Raw genomic sequence first — 19,439 nt, 5'->3', positions numbered from 1 at the left:
AAACGTGTCACTTGAGCCATTGCGGTTTTTGCTGACTTGCTTGCTTACCCCGTGGCTCTGGATTCTTGTTGGAGCTCGCAGGGTCGAGAGCCTTTGCAAGCCTGTGAGCGTTGAATAGGCATTCACCTCATGACCAAACATCAAGGAGGAATTACAAACGTGAAAGTAAAATCAACATGGTTGTTCCGTATGGTGATGATGACAGTCATTGCGGCTGTTGTGATCGGACCTATGCATATTGCAGGAGCGGCAGGAAGCCGGACAGATCGACCTTGGATGAACACATCCCTGTCGGCTGAGAAACGGACAGCATTGCTGTTACAAGAAATGACGCTGGAAGAAAAAATAGATCTGGTGACTGGTAAGGTCAACAATTATTATGGATTTTATAATAATTCGATGGAACGGTTGGGTATTCCGGCGTTAAAGATGGCAGATGGACCTGCGGGTGTTCGGATCGCCAATCCGGATGTGCAGGACAAGCAATCAACTGCGTTGCCGGCCCCTATTGCATTGGCTGCAACGTGGGATACCCAGGCTGCCAAACAGTATGGAGATTTGATTGGAGACGAGGCTTTTAATACGACTCATAATGTGGTGCTTGGACCGGGGATGGATATTGCCCGTATTCCATGGGGATCGAGGAACTTTGAATCTATGGGCGAGGACCCGCTACTGCAATCGCAAATGGCGACCGCTTATGTCAAAGGTGTGCAAAGCCACCCTGTCTTGGCGACTGCGAAACATTACCTTATGAATAATCAGGAGACGGAGCGTTTCACGACAAATGTCAAAGTCAGTGACCGTGCGCTACATGAAATTTACATACGCCCGTTTCAGGAGGCTATTGCCAAGGCAGACTTGGGCGGAGCTATGTGCTCCTTTAACAAGGTCAACGGCGAATCGGCATGTGAGAACAAGACCATCCTGACAGACCTTTTGAAAAAGGAAATGCAATTCAAAGGCTTCGTGATGAGTGATTATGGCGCAAATCTGAGTACAGTCGAATCGGCAAATAGCGGCTTGGACCTGGAAACACCCGGAACACCTTATGGTAAATGGGGAGACCAGCTGCTGGATGCTGTCAAGAATGGCAAGGTAAGTGAACAAACGATTGATGATAAGGCTAAGCGCATTCTGATGCAAATGTTCAGTAAAGGTTTGTTTGATCACCCGGCTCAAAATAATCAAATTGATGCCCGTGACCATGGTAAAACAGCCCGTCAATTGGCTGAGGAAAGTATGGTACTGCTTCAGAATAAAAACAACGTATTACCGTTATCTCAAGATAAACTCAAATCCATTGCTGTGATTGGTCCAGATGCAGATAGCGGCACAGTGGCAGGCGGAGGTAGTTCGTTGGTAAACCCGACGTACACGGTGAGTCCGCTGGAAGGCATCCGTAATCGTGTAGGCAAAGGAGTTACCGTCAAGTATGCACCGGGCACGGACCCTATTTCTGCGGGAGACATTATGCCAGGTCCATCAGCTGTTCCGTCTTCGTTGCTGACCACATCCGATCAGAAAGAGAATGTCAGTGTTGGATATGCGACTTATGGCGATGCTGAGCAGGGACTGCGAGGCGAATACTGGACGAATAACAAGATGGAAGGCAATCCGGTTCTTGTGCGTAATGATGATCAAGTCAATATGAATCTTGGCTTTTATAATTATCAGGGCTTCAATGCGAAGTCCCCTAAAGTTCCTAATACCCCAACAACACTAAATGGTTTGATATCTGCACGCTGGACAGGGGCCATTGCAGCTCCCAAGGATGGTGACTATGCATTGTCATTAACCAGTTTGGGATCAAGCAAGCTGTATCTTGATGACAAGCTATTTGTAGATAATCAAGGTACGAAGCTGGGAACAACGAAGAAAAACATCTCGCTCAAAGCGGGGGAAAAGCATAAGATACGAATTGAATATCGTGCCGATTATCCAACGAATGGTCGCGATTCTGGTGGTATGGTTCGTCTGGGCTGGGAGCCTCCGGCAGATACGACAGACAAGCTGATTGATAATGCTGTAAAGCTGGCTAAAAAATCGGATGTTGCGATTGTGGTCACACGTACGTATGAGAGTGAAGGCTATGTGGAGCGTTCCGATATGGAGCTGCCGAACAATCAGGATCGGCTGATCCGTGCGGTTGCCGCTACCAACCCGAAAACCATTGTGGTACAAATGAGCGGCAGAGCTGTGCAAATGGACACCTGGCAGGACAAAGTTCCAGCGATCGTACAGGCATGGTTTGCTGGTCAAGAGCAAGGGAATGCCATTGCGCGCGTCTTGTTTGGGGATGTGAATCCTTCTGGCAAGCTGCCAGTAACCTTCCCGGTTAACGAGCAGTCTACACCTGTATCCTCACCGGAGAAATTTCCGGGTGTCAATGGAGTCGGTGACTATTCAGACGGTATTTTTGTAGGCTACCGTGGATATGAGAAATCGGGTATTCAACCTGCATTTTCCTTTGGACACGGTTTATCCTATACAACTTTCGGGTACAGTGATTTGAAGGTAAAACAGCATGCGAGTGGAAAGAAATCCGATCGTACAAGTTCTGTCGAGGTTTCGCTTAAATTAAAAAACACTGGCAAAACAGCCGGAGCTGAGGTTGTGCAGGTATACAGCGGTAAGCTTCCGACCAATGTAGAGACTCCATCACGTCAATTGGCAGGTTGGGCCAAGGTAGAGTTAAAGCCGGGCCAAGAGAAGAAGGTTCGCATTGAGCTCGACCCGAAAGCTCTCTCTTATTGGGATGAAAAATCCAAAGCATGGGTTATGCCATCTGGTGAAGTTCCGATTTATGTAGGCAGCTCCTCTCAGGATACAAGACTGACAGGAAGTGTTACGATTCCGGCAGCCTCTACAGAAAAGGCAAAAAAGTAATCCCGTTATATTCCTTTTAAAGTGGTTAAATTTCAAGAGAGCGCGGGCACTAGCACCGGCTCTCTTTTTGCTATAGATATGTAACATTCAGTAGGTATGCAAAGGGAAACCCAAGTGAAAGCTGAAATAGAAGGAAATATAGGGGACAGTCTGATTATGGAGAGAGGAGGACCTTAGATGAAGAAACTCCCAAAACAACGACGTTCTGACTTCTTCCTGCTTATAGTTGCAGCTATCATCTTGATTGGTGCTATTCTGATCAGTCTGGCTATGCAGAATGGTGTGAACACGGCAGGCGAAAGGAATGTCAGTATGTGGCTAACCACACCAGACCCGGCGAATCGTCTGACACAGCAAGCCCCAATCCCATGGAGAAAAGACAACAGTAACGAAGTTGCAGCGAATGCGGATACACTGACGGTTGAGATTAGACCAGATATTCGTTACCAGACGATGGAAGGGTTTGGCGCAGCAGTTTCCGGTTCGTCCGCATATCTGATGAATCATGGCATGTCTGCCAATCAGCGTGATCAGTTGCTAAATGACTTGTTTACAGCCGGCGGTATTCAATTAAGCTATATTCGCCATACCATTGGAGCATCAGATTATTCAGTGGATGAACAGGGACAGCCTAGCAACTATACCTACGATGATGTGGCCACAGGCAAGGACTATGAGCTAAATCATTTCTCCATTGCCAAGGATCGGGATGTGATCGATGTGCTGAAGCAAATTCTGAGAAGAAACCAGGATTTACGGATTATGGGGACTCCATGGACGGCCCCGCCCTGGATGAAATATGGTGAGCAGATATATAACGGTTGGTATTTGGACTATACCGATCCGCGTGTCTATCAGGCGTATGCTGACTATTTTGTTCGTTATATACAGGCCTATGCGAATGAGGGGATTCCCATTCAGGCGATTTCCATTCAAAATGAGCCGGAATTCACCACGTCCAAGTATCCCAGCATGAGTATGGGAGCAGTAGAGCAGGCGAAATTTATTAAGCAATATTTAGGCCCTGCTTTAAGTCGAAACGATTTGTCTACCCATATTATTGCCTTTGACCATAACTGGGATACTGGGAGTGAATATGCCAAGACCGTGCTGGGAGACGAACAGGCTCGAAGCTACACGCACGGAACGGCCTTTCATTGCTACAAAGGAGAGCCGACAGCGATGTCAGACGTGCGCAATGCTTTTCCGGATAAGCCTGTTTATATGACAGAATGCAGCGGAGGGGCATGGAGTCCGGGCTTTGGAGATGATTTAAGCTGGGATATGTCCACGCTGATTATTGGCGCACCCCGAAACTGGTCGCAAAATATCCTCTTTTGGAATATTGCACTTGACCCGTCCGGCGGTCCGACCAATGGTGGATGTACCAACTGTAGAGGTGTAGTGACCATCGACCCGTTAAGCGGTGCCGTTACGAAAAATGTAGAATATTATGCGATTGGACATGCCAGCAAATTTGTCCGTCCTGGTGCAGTACGTATTGATTCTACTCATTATAGTGGAAGTATTGAAACGGTCGCTTATCGTAACCCCGACGGTACGCTGATCCTGATTGCCGCCAATACGGGAGAGAACACAAAGACATTTAAGGTTCGGCAGGGGAATCAAGTTTTCAAATCAACCCTTCCATCTAAGTCAGCAGCTACCTTTCAATGGAAGCCTACAACTTCCTGAGAGGGCCTGTACATCCATGTTTATAAAAATTTTAGAGTGCTTAGCCCTATCTGGTTAAGTGCTCTTTTTTTCTCTACCAAGTTCCAACTACGAATAAATAAAATTTTAAGATTGTTCAGAATCGGTTCAGAAGTGGATGATAAGATCTTTTCCTAACAAAAGAATGAACCACGTACGGGGAGAAACTGGTGAATTAAGAACAAATAAAGAATGGTAGAAAGCGCTATCGAGACGTTGCTGGCAGGTATAGCATGGGACCACAGCTTTGTTCATGTGGAAAAGAAAGGGGACACATCAGCAATTATGACTAAAGCGAATACAGTATCTTTTACCGATCAATCCAAAAATATGTCGTCCGAGGCGTTACAGGCAGTACAGGAGGCTGTGAAGCAAGGGCTGATCACTGATTATCCGGATGGCTCATTTCGCCCAGATGAACCACTGACGCATTGCGGCGGTGGCAGTTCTACAACGAATCCAACACCAACGTCCACACCCACACCTAACCATGTACCTGTCACAGCCACAGTTCCTCCCGATCAATATGGCATTGTAGGTTCTGGAGATACACTAGTGGATTTAAAAAATGTATTTTTTGGTGGTGATCAGGATGAGCTATCGTATTATGTGATCACTTCAGATGTATACGTAGTAGAAGCAGAAGTAGCAAGTCAACAGCTTACGTTAAAGCCCAAATCAGCAGGAAGCACACAGGTGTTTGTGACAGCAGAGGATGGAAAAGGTGGTAGAGCGAGCGTGTTTTTCACCTATACAGTCACTGGCTCTACTTATAGCTCAACTTTGACGTAATTAAGATGTTACAAAGTTGGACATTCACGTTGTATTTAGTGGTACCGCCTGGCAGAGCGACTATATTCCAGGTTTATCAGGAACCACAGGAGGTATTTCTTTTGTTCTTTTCACAATATGTCGATGGTGGAGACGGTCGCATCGTGCTGTAATTGTTTTACAACCGAGAATGTGACCTCTCTCATAAAATAGAAGGATATGAGCTGGAGGTTCACCAATTCATGAAAAATACGAACCGCATGAACGTGTCCAGCATAGCGCTATATCCGGTTAATCCATTAATACCGTATCTGATCATAAACAGCATCTTTTACGATTTTATGGATGTTACAAATGTTTCCTGTTTTAATCAAGAGGGTCATTTCTATAACCCAAGCGAATTTAATACGGTCGCATATGTACTAAAATATCATGGAACTGTGGTAGATGTGCTTGGAGAGCCTCATTCGCAGGATCAATTGTTTCCTCAAGGCGGGACATTTGTCCGTAAACAAGGTATAACATGCGGCTCGCTCGTTTTTAATCAGCAAGATGAGTGGCTTGTTTACCCGAAGGGTACTTATCAATATGTGGGCAGGCATACACTTTAATTGTGTATATTGTCTGAGACCTCTACTCTTTGTAGTGAAAGCCAGTTGGGAGACAAATTCCTCATCTCCGACCGTGTTCCCAGAAACAATTCTTTCATCAAGCTTGCCTTCGAGCATTCCCGGACAAAGGCTCATTTCCTCTGCAGGAGATGTTCCGTCTTACAGCTCTCACGCCACGTATATCATTTAAAATCCCCTCACTAAATCTTTTCTTGTTGTTTCGCGTCACCAATTATAAACATTATAGTTAAGTATAGAGTCAATTTTATCTTCCATCGGTGAATGTACATATAGTTTCCCTTGATCAGTCCTCGGTTAAATACCAGAATACCCCATAGTAGATTGGACAAGGTAACTTCAATTTCGTTACTCTAGAGCGAGCTCTTTGAAGCGTTCCAGGTGCTGCTGCGAAACGCCGCATTCGTTTTTCAAGTATCCTTCAATGTTCGCATGCCGGCTCATAATTCCCTGTAGCACGTCCTCCAGATAATCACGCTTCACCTCCAGCATGGGCCTGATTCGCTCTGCAGGCACTCGGTAAAAGCTCATCAGTCGGATCATTTTCTCGGCTTTTTTCATACGTGGCCCGATGCATATATTGGAATGCAAGTAGTCCTCAAGCACGCTTTCGTAGGGAATTCCCAGAAACAGCTGAATAATCGCCACGATGAATCCAGTTCGATCCTTGCCCCCAGTGCAATGAATCAGGACAGGAAACTTCTCTTTTTCGGACAACAGAGTGAAAAGTTTCTGTAACGTAGACTTAGAGCCAGTTCCCATATGATCATACATGTCTTTCATCGTTTGCTCAAAATCGATATCCTTGCCATGTCTAATTAAATACCTTATAAATTCGAGACGGGTAAATTCCTGACTTTTATCCTGCATGGCCAAATTCTTTACTTCGACTCCCTGATTCAGCATGCGGCTCTTGTTCGATTTCTGCTCCGTTTCCGTTCTTAAGTCGCAAATCAGCTTAAGGCCGATTTGATCCATTCGTGCCATGTCGGCTCTCGATAACTTTGACAATTCGTCGGAGCGGAACAGGATTCCCTTTCTTACTCTCTTCCCATCCGTGGTGGCATAGCCTCCGAAATCCCTGAAGTTGGTCAAGCCATCAAAATAGAGTGCAGCGGTGTGCTCATGATTGTTTTTTTGCATATTCTTTTCCTTCCGTTCATTTATAAATCCCTGTTTTTTCATGACTAAATCAATGCTGTATATTTCGACCCCTGACATTTATCTTATTTTGACTATTTAGTTTTGTAAAGAACTAATAGTTCATAATCCGAATAAATCTTTTTATATCGAGGATTGACACACCTGGCTCTCAAGGATATGATGAATTGAAAACCAAAAAGTTTTTAATAAAACTAATTGGTCGAATAGGATCTTGACGGGCTAGACTGAAGCAGGCTTAGCTTAGTCCTCAACCTTCGTTCATTTCTAGAGAAAGCAGGTATTTGTATATGTCTCATCATGCAGTTATTGACGAATCTTCTAAGGAAGGGTCATTTATATTCCGTCTATATTTTTTACCAACGCTTGCGATCGTCATTGGGACGTTTATGGTGATTTTGAACAGCACAGCTCTTAACCTGGCCCTCGCGACCTGGGTTCAGGAATTTGGTGTTTCGCTCCAGACCACTCAATGGTCGGTAAACGCCTATACACTTTCACTTTCTGCGGTCATTCCGTTGGCAGGATGGCTTTCGGACAAATGCGGTGCTAGGAAGGTGTTTCTTTGTTCTATTGGATTATTCATGTTAGGTTCCATATTATCTGCATTCGCGCAAAATTCTGGACAACTGATTTTTTTTCGGATCATTCAAGGTTTAGGGGGAGACATGGTTTCCCCGATTGGAATGGCCATGCTATATCCCCTTGCTTCACCTGACAAGCGAGGGGCAATCATCAGTTTACTTGGGATTCCAATGCTTCTCGCTCCCGCGCTAAGTATGGTACTATCCGGCCGGTTGGGTGAATTCGTAGACTGGCACTGGACTTTCTGGCTTACTACTCCCAAATAAGATAGAACAAAAGGAGGCAACGCATTGATTAAGATTCTCTTTCATCCTAAAACTCCCGTTTTTGTCACGGTGCTTGCGTGGCTTGCCGCCATGATAGTGGTCTGGTCTGCTCCTCTGGAGATCCCTGTTCATTTCATGAATGGACAAGCCGACAGGTTCGTCAGTCGATGGGGCGGTCTTTTTGGTTTTCCAGCCTTGATGACCGTGTTGCTCATAATCCGAAATTGGCTTGACACTGTTGTGAGGCTTATTTATGTGCTGGTCTTACTCCATATTTGTATGCTATGTATCGCTCTAATGTAAGGGAGAACGCTTTTACTGAGTACCATGGAGTGGACCGGACACCTCATTTTGGCACGACGCCTTCTTTTTTGCTCGCTGGATATTGGCTATACTTGATCAAGGAACTTTGAAAAAATCACATCTGTCCGTAACAAGTGATAAGGAGACATAAGCATGAGTTTAATAAAGGAAAAAATCGTCCAATCTGCTATCCGCCTTTTTATGGAGAAAGGCTATAGAGCAACCTCAATTCAGGATATCGCCGACGATTGCAGTATCGCCAAAGGTTCCTTGTATAAATTTTTTGAGTCCAAGGAAGAGTTGTTCGTCAGTATATTGAAGCAACGCCAGCAGTACATGATGGATGAGGTGGAGCGAATTCGGGAAATGGCATTACCGCGTCGGGAAACGTATCTGGCCGAAATTATGGGTTTATTCCAATTTTTTGGCCGTCACGGCTACTATATTTCCCGAGATTACAATGAATTTCCCTCGGCGAGCAACGACAACATCTCTACCCTCATTCATCAGATTCAGATTCAGATGTTCAGCTATTACCAAAACCTGCTGATGCGCCAATACGGCTCTGCCATATTGGATTGGAAATGGGACGTAACTGCCATGTTTAGCGGCATGATCCGGGAGTATACTTTTCATCTGCTATTTGCCTACAAACCAATCACCGTCGAAAAAATAGCAGGATTTATCGCGGAACGTATGGATGATTTGGTTCAAGGTTTGAGTAAATGTTCACCTCAGCCTCTGCTAACCTATGAGTTCATGAAAGAGTATGAGGAAGTGGATTTAGAGTCACTTGTCCCGACAAGCTCAGCGAGGATTTCCGTTTTGTTTCAAGCGATCTTGTCGATCATTCCTGATCTATATATCCCAAATGCCAGAAAGAAGGAACTTCAGCAAGTGACCGTGTTGCTTGAGGAAGAGTTGGAAAATAAGGCACCTAGATCGTTTTTGATCCAGGCATTGCTGCGGGATTTGGCCGCTGAAGCAGAACTATCGTTCTATGCCCACCAGTTGCAACAGCGGCTAGGCGAGCTTCTTATTAAAGATTGATTTCGATATGAGTAAAAGGCGGTTTTCTCTCAAGTATGATTTCGTATTATTAGGTCAACCCAAAATTTGGGCGGCCTATTTTAATAGGTGTTTTAAGATGATGATAGCCGGGGGAGAACTAGGTGGTTTTAGGGGAATAAAAAACCCGTCAAGAAAACTGTCCCACTCCGCCTCTACTTCACGGGAAATGGTTGATTTCGAACCAACAAGATAGGCGTTCATTTTCTGGTGTTCCATCAAAAAACGTAAGACAACAGGTGGGAGTTCCGTTTTCTCGTTAGCAGAACTGGAAGTCCTTCATGCATGGCATAGTTTGGTACAAACATGTTTTCAGAGAAGGTTTCTTCCTTGTTCTGACATAGGGGGATACGTCAGCCGATAGTTCGATACGGCTACCGATGTTTCGTATGGGCTACCGTCGTTCGTGGAAATCCGGGATAGGCCAGCTGAATTTGTTGATCATGACAGCAAGATCATGATCTCCCTAAATTCGTGCAGTGTCTATCGTATTTGAGCTAAACAATTGAATCACCTCATCCCCATCTTATGTGCAAATGTCTAATTAATTGGATTTATCTATCTCTCAGTAGACATGGCCATTTCTTTTGTTTGATGAACTGTACCAAATGGATGCTCAGGCGGTGCGTAGATAACATATATTTCAAGAGTTGTATTTCCTGTTTAGTTACATTATTCCATTTACCAACAGGTAACATCAGTGCATAGTCACAAAAAATATACCATATTAAACGATCATACCGTTCAGTTTTTAGAGAAACACGACCATGTCCTTGGCGTGTTTTTCTATTAGTATGTTAGTTGTGTTGAAAGAAAATAAAGTGTTTTCTTTGGATACGTGCCCTATTTGTCGCTTTTGACCGCCAGCAAAAACGCTTTGAATTTAAGGTCGAAGCCGTAGCACTTGATTCGGGTTATTTAACAACGTCAATTTGCAAAGGACTTCAAAGCTGGAAGACCTTTGCGGTGATTGCTCACCGGAGATTTCATCCCAAGCAAGGATTGTTTCCAAAGTGGAAATTCACCTTTGACGCCGAGCGAAGTATGTTCGTTTGTCCGGCGAATCACGAACTGAAATACTGAACCACAGACCGAAAGGACTACCGGCAGTATGCTCCCGAATTTTAGATTTAATTGAAGGAGATCGTATATGGTTATTCGAGAAATGAAAAAAGAAGACAATGCAAAAGTAAAAGAAATTATACAAGATTCATTAAAATCACTTGGATTAGCGATTCCTGGAACAGCTTATTTTGACCCTCAACTTAATGACCTATACCAATACTATAATAATTTAAAACATGCGAACTATTGGGTAGTAGAAATGGAAGGAGAGATTGTTGGTGGAATTGGTATAGCACCGTTTAACGAACATGATAAAGTTTGCGAATTACAAAAGCTATACTTAAGTCCAAAAGCTCAAGGTTTAGGGCTTTCCAAGAAACTTATGGAAACAGCTTCGTCTTTTGCCTCTAAACATTATGAAAAATGCTATTTAGAAACAATGCATGAATTAAAAACTGCATGTTTATTATATGAAAAGTTTGGATTTACACTTTTACATGAACCTCTACCAGGTTCTGAACACTCTGCTATGGATGCTTGGTATATAAAAGCTTTTCAAAGTTAGGTGTGCCAGTCTAATGTTTTATTTTCCCTGTACAAGTGGACCCTCATGACAAACATTAGCTGGTTTTCTTGTGTACGCTTCTTGCTGCAGAACTTATTCAAATAAATTTTAAAGAAGAGAAGACGCTCTGATTTTATCAGTACGTCTTCTCTTCGATTCGAATGATTAATCAGTCAATGGAAACAATTGTCCATACACTATCTTTATCCTTTTCAAAATAGAAGGTATACCGTATATCGGGAGAGAAGCCTTCTTCTTTATTAAGTCGTTCGCCTACAATGGGAACCAATACCCGATCATTTTCTTGTAGAGCTTCAGCAATACCAGTAAACTTCACCGGATAGTCGAAGAGATAATCGTGAGCTGTTCCAACCCTTGGACTGAGGGCAGCATGGAATTGATCCAAATCGTTTGATACGAAGGCGGATATTGCCGCTTTGAGTTTCGTTATCATTCCATACTCAATTAGTGGATCTTTAATTTCATTCCATTTGATCTCGTCCAAGCTTTGGTGTGCGGTTGATAACTCTGGTCCTTCTTGAATTGCTGATTCTGAGGCTGCCGGTACTGTTTCATTAGTGGAGGTTCCTGTTGTCTCCTGCTTTCCACAACCAGCAAACACACTTACACTTATAGAAAGTATAAGAATAGAAATAAATTGAGCAGGTTTGTTCATATTTAGATTCACCTATCCTTTCTCTTTCAATAACGACTCCTAAGAACAATAAACTTTTTGCAAAGGAGCATTAAAATGAAAAATCTAAGATTAAAATACGCTATTGCTTTCCTGTCGAGTATAGTGTTGGTGGGAAGTATAAGTGGCTTTTCTATCACTAACGCTAATAGTACATTACAGCCTAATACCTATGTTCAAAGTTCAGTTAATACTGTAAATCCATCTGTATATCAGTCCATAACTAAGTTTAAAAAGAACGAGACTCCAGATCAAGTAATGTGGAAGGAAAAAAACATTACGTTATTGGCAAAAAAAGTCGAGCTGGAAAATGTTCCGAGTTCTGAGAAAAGTGTCATTACATCCATAACGATCAAAAAAGGAGAAAAGAGTTACACCCTTAAAACAGATGGATATAATGATAAACTGCGTGATATATCGAGTGCAGTATTATCTCCTTCTAATACATGGTTGGCTATACAGGCACAGCGTAGTGCAGGCGATACGTTATTACTAATCAATCTTACAACCGGAAAATCTACCATTGTAAATGATCTATTAAAGGCTAAAGGCAAAAAAAATGTAGAATCCATTACTGCTTATAATTGGTCACCAAAAGAAGATCAAATTGTCTTTTCGTTCGGTGATACATCAAGCAGCTCCCTAGCCATTTATAATACGAAGAAGGATGGCTTTATATATCTTCCTAGAGAAACGGATTATATTAGCACTGGCCTGATTTTATGGCATAAAGATGGAAAAAGTTTAGACTATATAAGTGAGTATCCATCTGATCAAAAGAAATTATACAGATACTCCATGGACAGAAAAAAGGTGAAATCTGTTAAAAAAATTAGCCAGAGTGAATTTCAAAAATGGTTCAAACTTGATAAATACCAAACAAATTAATACAAATACAAATGTAAGGGTGGATTTGAATCGTTGGGCACAAAGGAACCAAGTTAGAGATATGCATTCAGCAGAATCTCCGCGAAGAAACAAACGGTCTCTTTTATAAATGCCATCATTAATGATCTCCTTGTACTTAAAGTTTTGAGATGATTATAATGAAAATATAGTTTATATTTAGACTTTTTGAAGTTGTTGAGTCCAAATATGTCCAAACATCTCAATTACAAAGGAGAGAGTTCATTTCATGAGTATACATTTAGAGTTGGATTCCTTGTCGGTTGAAAGGCTAGCGATGGTCCTTTCAGGACGGCCAGGCATGTTCAAGTTGTTTTATGATACAGAAGATTGTGGATGCAACGGCGTACTTGTTATCTTGGTGATCGATGCACCGAATGCAACCGATATAGCAGTTCAGTCCGATTCTTATTCTTTTTGGGTAGATCGGCAGCAGGAGCAGCAGTTCGATAGCAAAATGCGGCTAGAGGCAGATCCTAGTTACCCGTCGTTCAAAATAAGTAGCGATGCTGGTGTGTTGAGTAGCAATGTTAGAATTCAAGATCGGCGTGTAAACTCCAAGGGGTGATATGCGGGCTTGATAGGAATTCATTAAGCATCATAAAGTAATTTTGATTGAATACTAAATTCCCAAAAGACGAACCTTCTTTAGCCCATAGGGCAGAGGTTCGCTTTTACAATAACTTTTATGATAATTTCAGAAGGACGATGAGATGATGAAAAACTTGCTCGTTTCTGGCTATCGTGCCCATGAGCTGAATATTTTCAGTCAAAAGCACGAAGGCATTCCATACATTAAAAAGGCGATTACAAGCAGGCTGATTCCCCTGATCGAAGATGGGCTGGAATGGGTGATTACCCCCGGCCAATACGGGGTGGACTTGTGGGCTTGCGAGGTCGTCATTGCATTAAAACAGCAATACCCCGACCTAAAATGCTCTATTATGATGGCTTATCAAAATATGGAGGAAAAATGGAAGGAGGATAAAAAGGAATATTTTCAGCAGATTTGTGCCGAAGTTGACTATGTGGGAGTGGTTAGCCGCCAGCCGTATCAGGGAATATGGCAACTCAAGGCACGGGATGAACTCCTTTTCCGCAAAACAGACGGTTTATTGCTTGTGTATGACGAGGATGCCGGAGAGGGTAGCCCACGTTTTATGAAGGAACTGGCATTGAAAAAACAACAGGCAGAAGGCTACCAATATATCAGTATTAGCTCAGAGGATATCCAAAGTATAGCTGACGAGGAACGATTATTCATGGACCTCTGATTTTTAAAGTATTAGCCCGGATTTTTGAACAAAAAGGACGAATTCGTCCCTTTACATTTATGTAAGCGCTATCATAAGATTTAAACAACAATAACTTATCAGTCAGATAAAATAAATTTATTGAAAATACAAACCATGAAAGGAGCTAATGATCAGATGAACAAAAGGTTTCGGCATGCTGTATTGCTCTGTCTCGGTGTCATGTTGTGTGGACTGGTCACTCCGATGGATAGCCCAATCTCAGCTGCCTCTACAAGGCAAATGGAGAAGCTGAACAGGGGAACTGTCGCAGTGAAGGTACCAGAGGGTGTACTGGTGAGCTGGCGTTTATTGGGTACGGAAACGGATTCGGTTGGCTTCAATCTGTACAGAGGGGCAAGCAAGGTGAACGATGCGCCGATTACATCGAGAACCAACTTTCTGGACAAGGCAGGTACGACATCATCTTCGTATACCGTTCGTGCCGTGGTTAACGGAGCAGAGCAGGCCGCTTCTCCAGCGGTAAAGGCATGGAACAGCAACTATCTGGACGTTCCCATACAGCAGCCTGCGGGAGGTACAACCCCGGATCATGTGAACTACACGTATAATGCCAATGATGCCAGTGTGGGGGATCTTGATGGGGATGGCGAGTATGAGATTGTGCTGAAATGGGACCCTTCCAATTCTAAGGATAATTCGCAATCCGGGTATACGGGAAATGTATTTTTGGACGGATATGAGCTCGATGGAACACGCAAATGGCGAATCGATCTGGGACGGAACATTCGGGCTGGTGCACACTATACGCAATTTCTCGTCTATGATTTTGATGGAGATGGTAAAGCAGAGGTCGTATGTAAGACAGCAGACGGCACGGTAGATGGTACAGGTGTAAAGATTGGCGACGCTTCGGCTGATCATCGCAACACGAGTGGATATATTTTGAAGGGCCCCGAGTTTCTAACTGTGTTCTCAGGTGATACAGGCAAGGCTCTTAGTACGATTGACTATGTGCCACCGCGCGGAACGGTGTCCAGCTGGGGAGATAATTATGGTAACCGTGTGGATCGTTTTCTCGCCGGGGTTGCTTATCTGGATGGCGTGAGACCCAGCATAGTAATGGCACGTGGTTACTACACGCGTACCGTTCTAGTCGCATATGATTGGCGGAACGGCAATCTAAGCCGCCGCTGGACCTTTGACAGCAACAGCTCCACCAATGCCGGGACGGCTGGACAGGGGAATCACAGTTTGAGTGTGGCAGATGTGGATGGAGATGATAAGGATGAGATCGTGTATGGCTCACTGGTTGTAGACGATAACGGAGCGAAGCTGGCTAACACGGGAATGGGACATGGAGATGCGCTTCATGTCGGGGATTTGGACCCGGACCGTTCAGGATATGAAGTATTTAAGGTGAACGAGGATAAAAATGCCACCTACGGAGCAGCCATGTACGATCCGCGCAATGGCAACATTTTATGGGGCGTAAAAACAGGCAAGGATACCGGACGAGGTATGTCGGCAGACATTGATCCGCGTACGAAGGGGAATGAGCAATGGGCACCAGGCATCGGATTACGTTCAGCCCAGGGGCAGCTCATTACCAACACGACGCCGTCTTCTATTAATTTTGGTATCTGGTGGGATGGGGATCTGCTCCGTGAACTGCTGGATCATACCTCCTCAAGCGCTGGTAAAATCGACAAGTGGAACTATACGAACTCGACGACTTCCAACTTGCTTACGGCCACAGGGACGAGTTCCAATAACGGAACCAAAGGAACACCGTCGTTGCAGGCTGATCTGTTCGGTGACTGGCGGGAGGAAGTCATTTGGCGCAAAAGTGATAATTCGGCGCTGCGTATCTACACAACACCTTACGAGTCAGAACACCGATTCTACACGCTTATGCATGATCCGGTGTATCGCCTGAGTGTGGCCTGGCAAAACGTAGCCTATAATCAGCCCCCGCACACCGGATTTTATCTGGGAGAAGGGATGTCCAAGCCCCCGCAGCCGAACATATACACTCCTTGATATGCAGCTCGGTAGTGGGTTGAATGCTGGTTAAATGAATATAATCAGAAAGGGCTCCATGCTAATCGGGGCTCTTTTTGGTATGGGTGCAGAGGGGAACGTATGTTTTCCATATAAATGGGAACGCTAGCTCCTACAAAGGTAATATATGTGTATATAAAGGAGGCGGGATCTGTGAGTTCTTTAACGACTGAAAGCATGATCGAGCTCGTAACTAATGTCGGATTCCCTGCAGCATTAAGCCTGATTCTGTTAAAATACATTCTCGTCACCCTTAACCGTAGATTGGAGCAGCTGGACCGTTCTGTGAAGCAAATGTCACGATCCTTGGAAGAGATCGAGGCAAAGCAGAAGAAACGGTCAGAACCTACGCTCCCGGCAAATACGGACAAACTTCGTGCAGAATGAACAAAAAAAGGCAAATAGAAACAATTTAGCAACCTAATCGAGCACCGAAATTCTTATAATAGAAACGTGTGCAGTTTATGCAGACATATGATTATGGAGGTGTATTTGAGTATGAAAATAAATACGAAACTATCCGCACTATGTGTTGCGGCCACACTTTTGAGCGCGGCACAGGTCGCCGCTGCTGCACCCGCTGTGACCAGTCCCGCGAATGCGGCGCAACCGAACGTTGCTAGTCCGTCAGCAACTGTACCGACCCAGGTGCCTGCACCAGCAGCTCCGTCTGCACCAGCAGCTCCGTCTGCACCAGCATCGCGCCCATCCGCGTCGGTAGCACCAGCGGCAGCTCCGTCTGTACCATCGACTGCCAAGCCGTCCAAGCCGCAGCAGCCATCTACTTCGGCGCCAGCCGCAGCTACAGCTACTAGCGTGAATCCAACCCAGCTGGACAAGCTGAACCATGAGAGTGCGATTCCGCTTGTGCTGGAGGCGCAGTCTCGTTATCAGTATGCCATCAGCGGTGGCAAATCGTTGGGCCAAGCGTTCCAGTTGAACGGTAAAAGCTACCGCTATTTGTCCGAGGACATCGGTACGAAGACCAAATTAATCAACTATCTAACGCAGGCTTATACGAAACAGGCCAGTGAGCAATTTGTCGGCAAATTTTTCGTTGAAGTCAACGGCAGATTAGCTCAGTTGAACGCAGATGGCGGCAATTTGCTAGAGTTCAGCCGGGCTACGGCGAAAATGATAACCATGACTCCGGTGAAGCGCAGCTACCTGCTGACCGTGCCTTATCCGGCAGAAACCAAGCAGGCGAACGAGAAAATCACCGTGAATTTTGAAAAGGTCGGTAGCTACTGGAAGATCAGCTCCGCGCCGCATGTCATTTTCTAAATAAGTTTGTGCAACGTTCTTTATAAATAGGGTATAGTGATGTTAAGGCTTGTTTCGTAAGCCCCAATTCAACGCAGGGGAGTGCTGTGCAATGATGACACCCATCAAGGTAAAAAACGTTAAGGATATTGAGAAGATCAATCAAATCGTATCCAATTATACGTATGACATCTGGATTCATGGCAAAAGCGGCATGGCAGATGCCAAATCCATTTTAGGCATGTATGTGCTCAAGCTGGATGAGCCGCTAACTCTGGTTGTACCTGACAACGTCAATCCCAAAAAGCTGTTCAAGGAGTTGGAGGAATTTATTCATTTTCCTGCTCAAGCAGAATAAACAGCAAAGAAGCATCTGCAGACACTGCATACGCAATTTTTCGAAATTAATGCAAAGAAGCCATGGAACTTAGGTTCCACGGCTTCTTTTTTAGTGTTCCTCCTCGTCCAAAAACGGGAGATTGACCGAATAGTACATAACCCCCATAAGCAGCACGCCACCCACCAGATTCCCAAGCGTAACCGGAACGAGATTATGGATGACGCCAGCGACAGAGACCGTACCCGGATGATCCAGCACGAGCGCAATGGCGAAAGTACACATATTAGCTATACTATGCTCATATCCCGAAATGAAAAAGCAGAATACAAACAGCATCATAGCGAACATCTTTGCACCATTTTCTTTCATAAACATCGGCACAAAAAAGGCGAGGCAGACCAGCCAATTACACAAAATAGCGCGGAAGAATAGCTGCATTGCAGGCGCTTCCATTTTATGCTCAACCACGCTCAGCAGAAAGCTGTTCACGCTGGAGGAGTCAAACAGCCCTGTCAGGTATATAAGGAGTGCGAAAACCCCAGCACCTAACAAGTTGCCTCCATAGCTGGCAGTCCATAGCCGCAGCACCTGACCCCAGCGCAGCTTTTTACGGAGTGCAGCATAGGTATAATAGAAGGTGTTGCCAGTAAACAAATCCCCGCCGCCGTACGCGATCAGAATGATGGCTGCCCCGAACGTGAGCGCCGCCATGGGATAAGTGAATGGAGAATGCTCCATGTAAAAAAAGTTGCCCGTCTTGAAGGCGACAATGACGCCGAATCCGATAAACATACTCGCCAGCATGGAACGCGCCAAATACCGGAGCAGGCTTTGCTTGTAAATTTTGTATTTCTTCAGGGCTAGCTGTTCGACATTGCGTAAGCCTTCCGTTTCCATACCAACGACAACCTCCTATTTTCTCATATCTAAGTCATTAAACCGACTTAATTTTTCCTGAAACATGCCCAGTCCGTCAGCAATCCAGTTAGCTTAATAAACCAAGCTTTTGCAGTCCGTATAAAATTCCATCTTCATCTGCGCGTTTTGTGACCATTTTAGCAGCGGCTTTGGCTTCATCACAACCGTTCCCCATCGCGACACTGTTATGTATAGTTGTTAGCATCTCCACATCGTTTAATCCATCGCCAAAAGCGTATTGATTCTCATCGGCAATGCCCAGTCTGGACGTAATTTCGCGGATTCCCTTTGCTTTAGAGCCAGCGTGAGGAACAACGTCCACTGAACTTGGATGCCAGCGTACAAAGTCAAATGCTTTGAACACCGCTTCATAGTAAGGCTCTTCTTCTGCCGTACACATCAACAGCGTCTGATAAATATCTCTTCCCTGGAAGTAAAGCGGATCGTATCCGACTGAAATCTTGGCTTTAAGCGTTTGGATCGATTTTTCTACAAGCTCATCGTTAGGAATATTGGCCTTCATGTCCATATGATCCATATATACGAGAGCATGATTATGGGTGAGTGCCAGATCGGTCATCGTTTGCAGGGCTTCTCGATTCAGCGGATTGGTAGCGACGACTTCCCCACGAAGCACGACATATTGCCCATTAAAGCTAACGTAGGAATCAATTTCTAGCTGCTCACGGATATCCTTGAACATAAAAGGTGCACGTCCTGTTGCGATGGCTACCTCATGTCCTTGCTCTTTCAAAGCAAAGACAGCCTTTTTGGTGGTTAACGGCATTTTCTTGTCATCGTCCAGTAATGTACCGTCGATATCGAAAAAAATAATTTTTTTATCTGACATGTCCTTACACCTGACTTTCAATAATATATTGTCGAAATAAACTCATATGGATTCATTATATCAAAGGAACTGCTTCTGAATACACAAATACGTATAAATCCTCATGAATGTCCGACTTCTATAGCTTACAATATGA

Annotated in this window: 19 protein-coding genes and 2 pseudogenes; 16 read left to right on the top strand and 5 right to left on the bottom strand. The window is 44.4% G+C overall.

The window, feature by feature from the left end; translation table 11 throughout:
• Nucleotides 1-159: 159 nt before the first annotated feature.
• The 4 genes from ACU1JV_RS08745 to ACU1JV_RS08730 all read left to right on the top strand — a co-directional run bounded on the left by ACU1JV_RS08745 (nt 160) and on the right by ACU1JV_RS08730 (nt 5,984).
• The gene (locus ACU1JV_RS08745; protein WP_413985641.1) at nt 160-2,889 is read left to right on the top strand and encodes a glycoside hydrolase family 3 C-terminal domain-containing protein; all 2,730 of its coding nucleotides are present in this window, start codon (nt 160-162) and stop codon (nt 2,887-2,889) included.
• A gap of 177 nt (nt 2,890-3,066) precedes the next feature.
• A complete protein-coding gene (locus ACU1JV_RS08740) occupies nt 3,067-4,584 on the top strand; it encodes a glycoside hydrolase family 30 protein (protein ID WP_413985642.1) in 1,518 nt (505 codons plus the stop codon).
• 210 nt (nt 4,585-4,794) lie between these two features.
• Nucleotides 4,795-5,394, top strand: a complete 600-nt coding sequence (locus tag ACU1JV_RS08735) for an S-layer homology domain-containing protein (RefSeq protein ID WP_413985643.1) — start codon at nt 4,795-4,797, stop codon at nt 5,392-5,394.
• A gap of 221 nt (nt 5,395-5,615) precedes the next feature.
• Nucleotides 5,616-5,984, top strand: coding sequence for an RTX toxin (locus ACU1JV_RS08730; protein WP_413985644.1), 369 nt, complete (start codon nt 5,616-5,618; stop codon nt 5,982-5,984).
• 366 nt (nt 5,985-6,350) lie between these two features.
• Here ACU1JV_RS08730 and ACU1JV_RS08725 read toward each other — a convergent pair whose 3' ends face one another.
• Nucleotides 6,351-7,145 carry a tyrosine-protein phosphatase gene (locus ACU1JV_RS08725; protein WP_058829602.1) on the bottom strand — a complete coding sequence of 265 codons (795 nt, stop codon included), beginning with the start codon at nt 7,143-7,145 and terminating at the stop codon, nt 6,351-6,353.
• 308 nt (nt 7,146-7,453) lie between these two features.
• Between ACU1JV_RS08725 and ACU1JV_RS08720 the strand changes: the two genes are divergently transcribed.
• The 3 genes from ACU1JV_RS08720 (at nt 7,454) to ACU1JV_RS08710 (ending at nt 9,367) form a co-directional block, all read left to right on the top strand.
• Entirely contained in the window at nt 7,454-8,014 is a 561-nt protein-coding gene (locus tag ACU1JV_RS08720) for an MFS transporter (RefSeq protein WP_264216686.1), read from the top strand.
• 24 nt (nt 8,015-8,038) lie between these two features.
• On the top strand, nt 8,039-8,317 hold the full coding sequence (locus ACU1JV_RS08715; protein ID WP_040102041.1) for a DUF1648 domain-containing protein: 279 nt from the start codon (nt 8,039-8,041) through the stop codon (nt 8,315-8,317).
• A 153-nt stretch (nt 8,318-8,470) separates the two neighbouring features.
• On the top strand, nt 8,471-9,367 hold the full coding sequence (locus tag ACU1JV_RS08710) for a TetR/AcrR family transcriptional regulator (RefSeq protein WP_165082695.1): 897 nt from the start codon (nt 8,471-8,473) through the stop codon (nt 9,365-9,367).
• A 576-nt stretch (nt 9,368-9,943) separates the two neighbouring features.
• On the opposite strand, the pseudogene ACU1JV_RS08705 reads toward ACU1JV_RS08710, so the two are convergent.
• A pseudogene (locus tag ACU1JV_RS08705) lies at nt 9,944-10,098 on the bottom strand (cupin domain-containing protein); the annotation flags it as partial.
• 145 nt (nt 10,099-10,243) lie between these two features.
• Here ACU1JV_RS08705 and ACU1JV_RS08700 point away from each other — a divergent pair.
• A pseudogene (locus tag ACU1JV_RS08700) lies at nt 10,244-10,465 on the top strand (IS5/IS1182 family transposase); the annotation flags it as partial.
• 70 nt (nt 10,466-10,535) lie between these two features.
• The gene (locus ACU1JV_RS08695) at nt 10,536-11,015 is read left to right on the top strand and encodes a GNAT family N-acetyltransferase (RefSeq protein WP_165082691.1); all 480 of its coding nucleotides are present in this window, start codon (nt 10,536-10,538) and stop codon (nt 11,013-11,015) included.
• A 169-nt stretch (nt 11,016-11,184) separates the two neighbouring features.
• On the opposite strand, the gene ACU1JV_RS08690 is transcribed toward ACU1JV_RS08695, so the two are convergent.
• Nucleotides 11,185-11,691 carry a hypothetical protein gene (locus tag ACU1JV_RS08690; protein ID WP_413985645.1) on the bottom strand — a complete coding sequence of 169 codons (507 nt, stop codon included), beginning with the start codon at nt 11,689-11,691 and terminating at the stop codon, nt 11,185-11,187.
• Nucleotides 11,692-11,766: 75 nt separating this feature from the next.
• Between ACU1JV_RS08690 and ACU1JV_RS08685 the strand changes: the two genes are divergently transcribed.
• The 7 genes from ACU1JV_RS08685 to ACU1JV_RS08655 all read left to right on the top strand — a co-directional run bounded on the left by ACU1JV_RS08685 (nt 11,767) and on the right by ACU1JV_RS08655 (nt 17,553).
• Nucleotides 11,767-12,597, top strand: coding sequence for a hypothetical protein (locus ACU1JV_RS08685; RefSeq protein ID WP_264216683.1), 831 nt, complete (start codon nt 11,767-11,769; stop codon nt 12,595-12,597).
• Between the two features lie 247 nt (nt 12,598-12,844).
• Nucleotides 12,845-13,183 carry an iron-sulfur cluster biosynthesis family protein gene (locus ACU1JV_RS08680; RefSeq protein WP_107734970.1) on the top strand — a complete coding sequence of 113 codons (339 nt, stop codon included), beginning with the start codon at nt 12,845-12,847 and terminating at the stop codon, nt 13,181-13,183.
• Nucleotides 13,184-13,328: 145 nt separating this feature from the next.
• Entirely contained in the window at nt 13,329-13,889 is a 561-nt protein-coding gene (locus ACU1JV_RS08675) for an SLOG family protein (protein WP_025679708.1), read from the top strand.
• 156 nt (nt 13,890-14,045) lie between these two features.
• Nucleotides 14,046-15,911, top strand: a complete 1,866-nt coding sequence (locus tag ACU1JV_RS08670; protein ID WP_413985646.1) for a rhamnogalacturonan lyase — start codon at nt 14,046-14,048, stop codon at nt 15,909-15,911.
• 174 nt (nt 15,912-16,085) lie between these two features.
• On the top strand, nt 16,086-16,319 hold the full coding sequence (locus tag ACU1JV_RS08665; protein ID WP_013369600.1) for a hypothetical protein: 234 nt from the start codon (nt 16,086-16,088) through the stop codon (nt 16,317-16,319).
• A 111-nt stretch (nt 16,320-16,430) separates the two neighbouring features.
• Complete coding sequence (locus ACU1JV_RS08660) at nt 16,431-17,216, top strand: DL-endopeptidase inhibitor IseA family protein (RefSeq protein ID WP_413985647.1); 786 nt, start codon at nt 16,431-16,433, stop codon at nt 17,214-17,216.
• 91 nt (nt 17,217-17,307) lie between these two features.
• Entirely contained in the window at nt 17,308-17,553 is a 246-nt protein-coding gene (locus tag ACU1JV_RS08655; RefSeq protein WP_016819915.1) for an HPr family phosphocarrier protein, read from the top strand.
• Nucleotides 17,554-17,643: 90 nt separating this feature from the next.
• Here ACU1JV_RS08655 and ACU1JV_RS08650 read toward each other — a convergent pair whose 3' ends face one another.
• Complete coding sequence (locus ACU1JV_RS08650) at nt 17,644-18,432, bottom strand: formate/nitrite transporter family protein (protein WP_013369604.1); 789 nt, start codon at nt 18,430-18,432, stop codon at nt 17,644-17,646.
• A gap of 88 nt (nt 18,433-18,520) precedes the next feature.
• Nucleotides 18,521-19,303, bottom strand: coding sequence for a Cof-type HAD-IIB family hydrolase (locus tag ACU1JV_RS08645; RefSeq protein WP_413985648.1), 783 nt, complete (start codon nt 19,301-19,303; stop codon nt 18,521-18,523).
• Nucleotides 19,304-19,439 lie beyond the last annotated feature (136 nt).

The organism is Paenibacillus sp. T2-29 (assembly GCF_052921365.1).
Note: the sequence above shows the minus strand (reverse complement) of the source record. Positions and strands in the feature narration are given on the sequence as shown.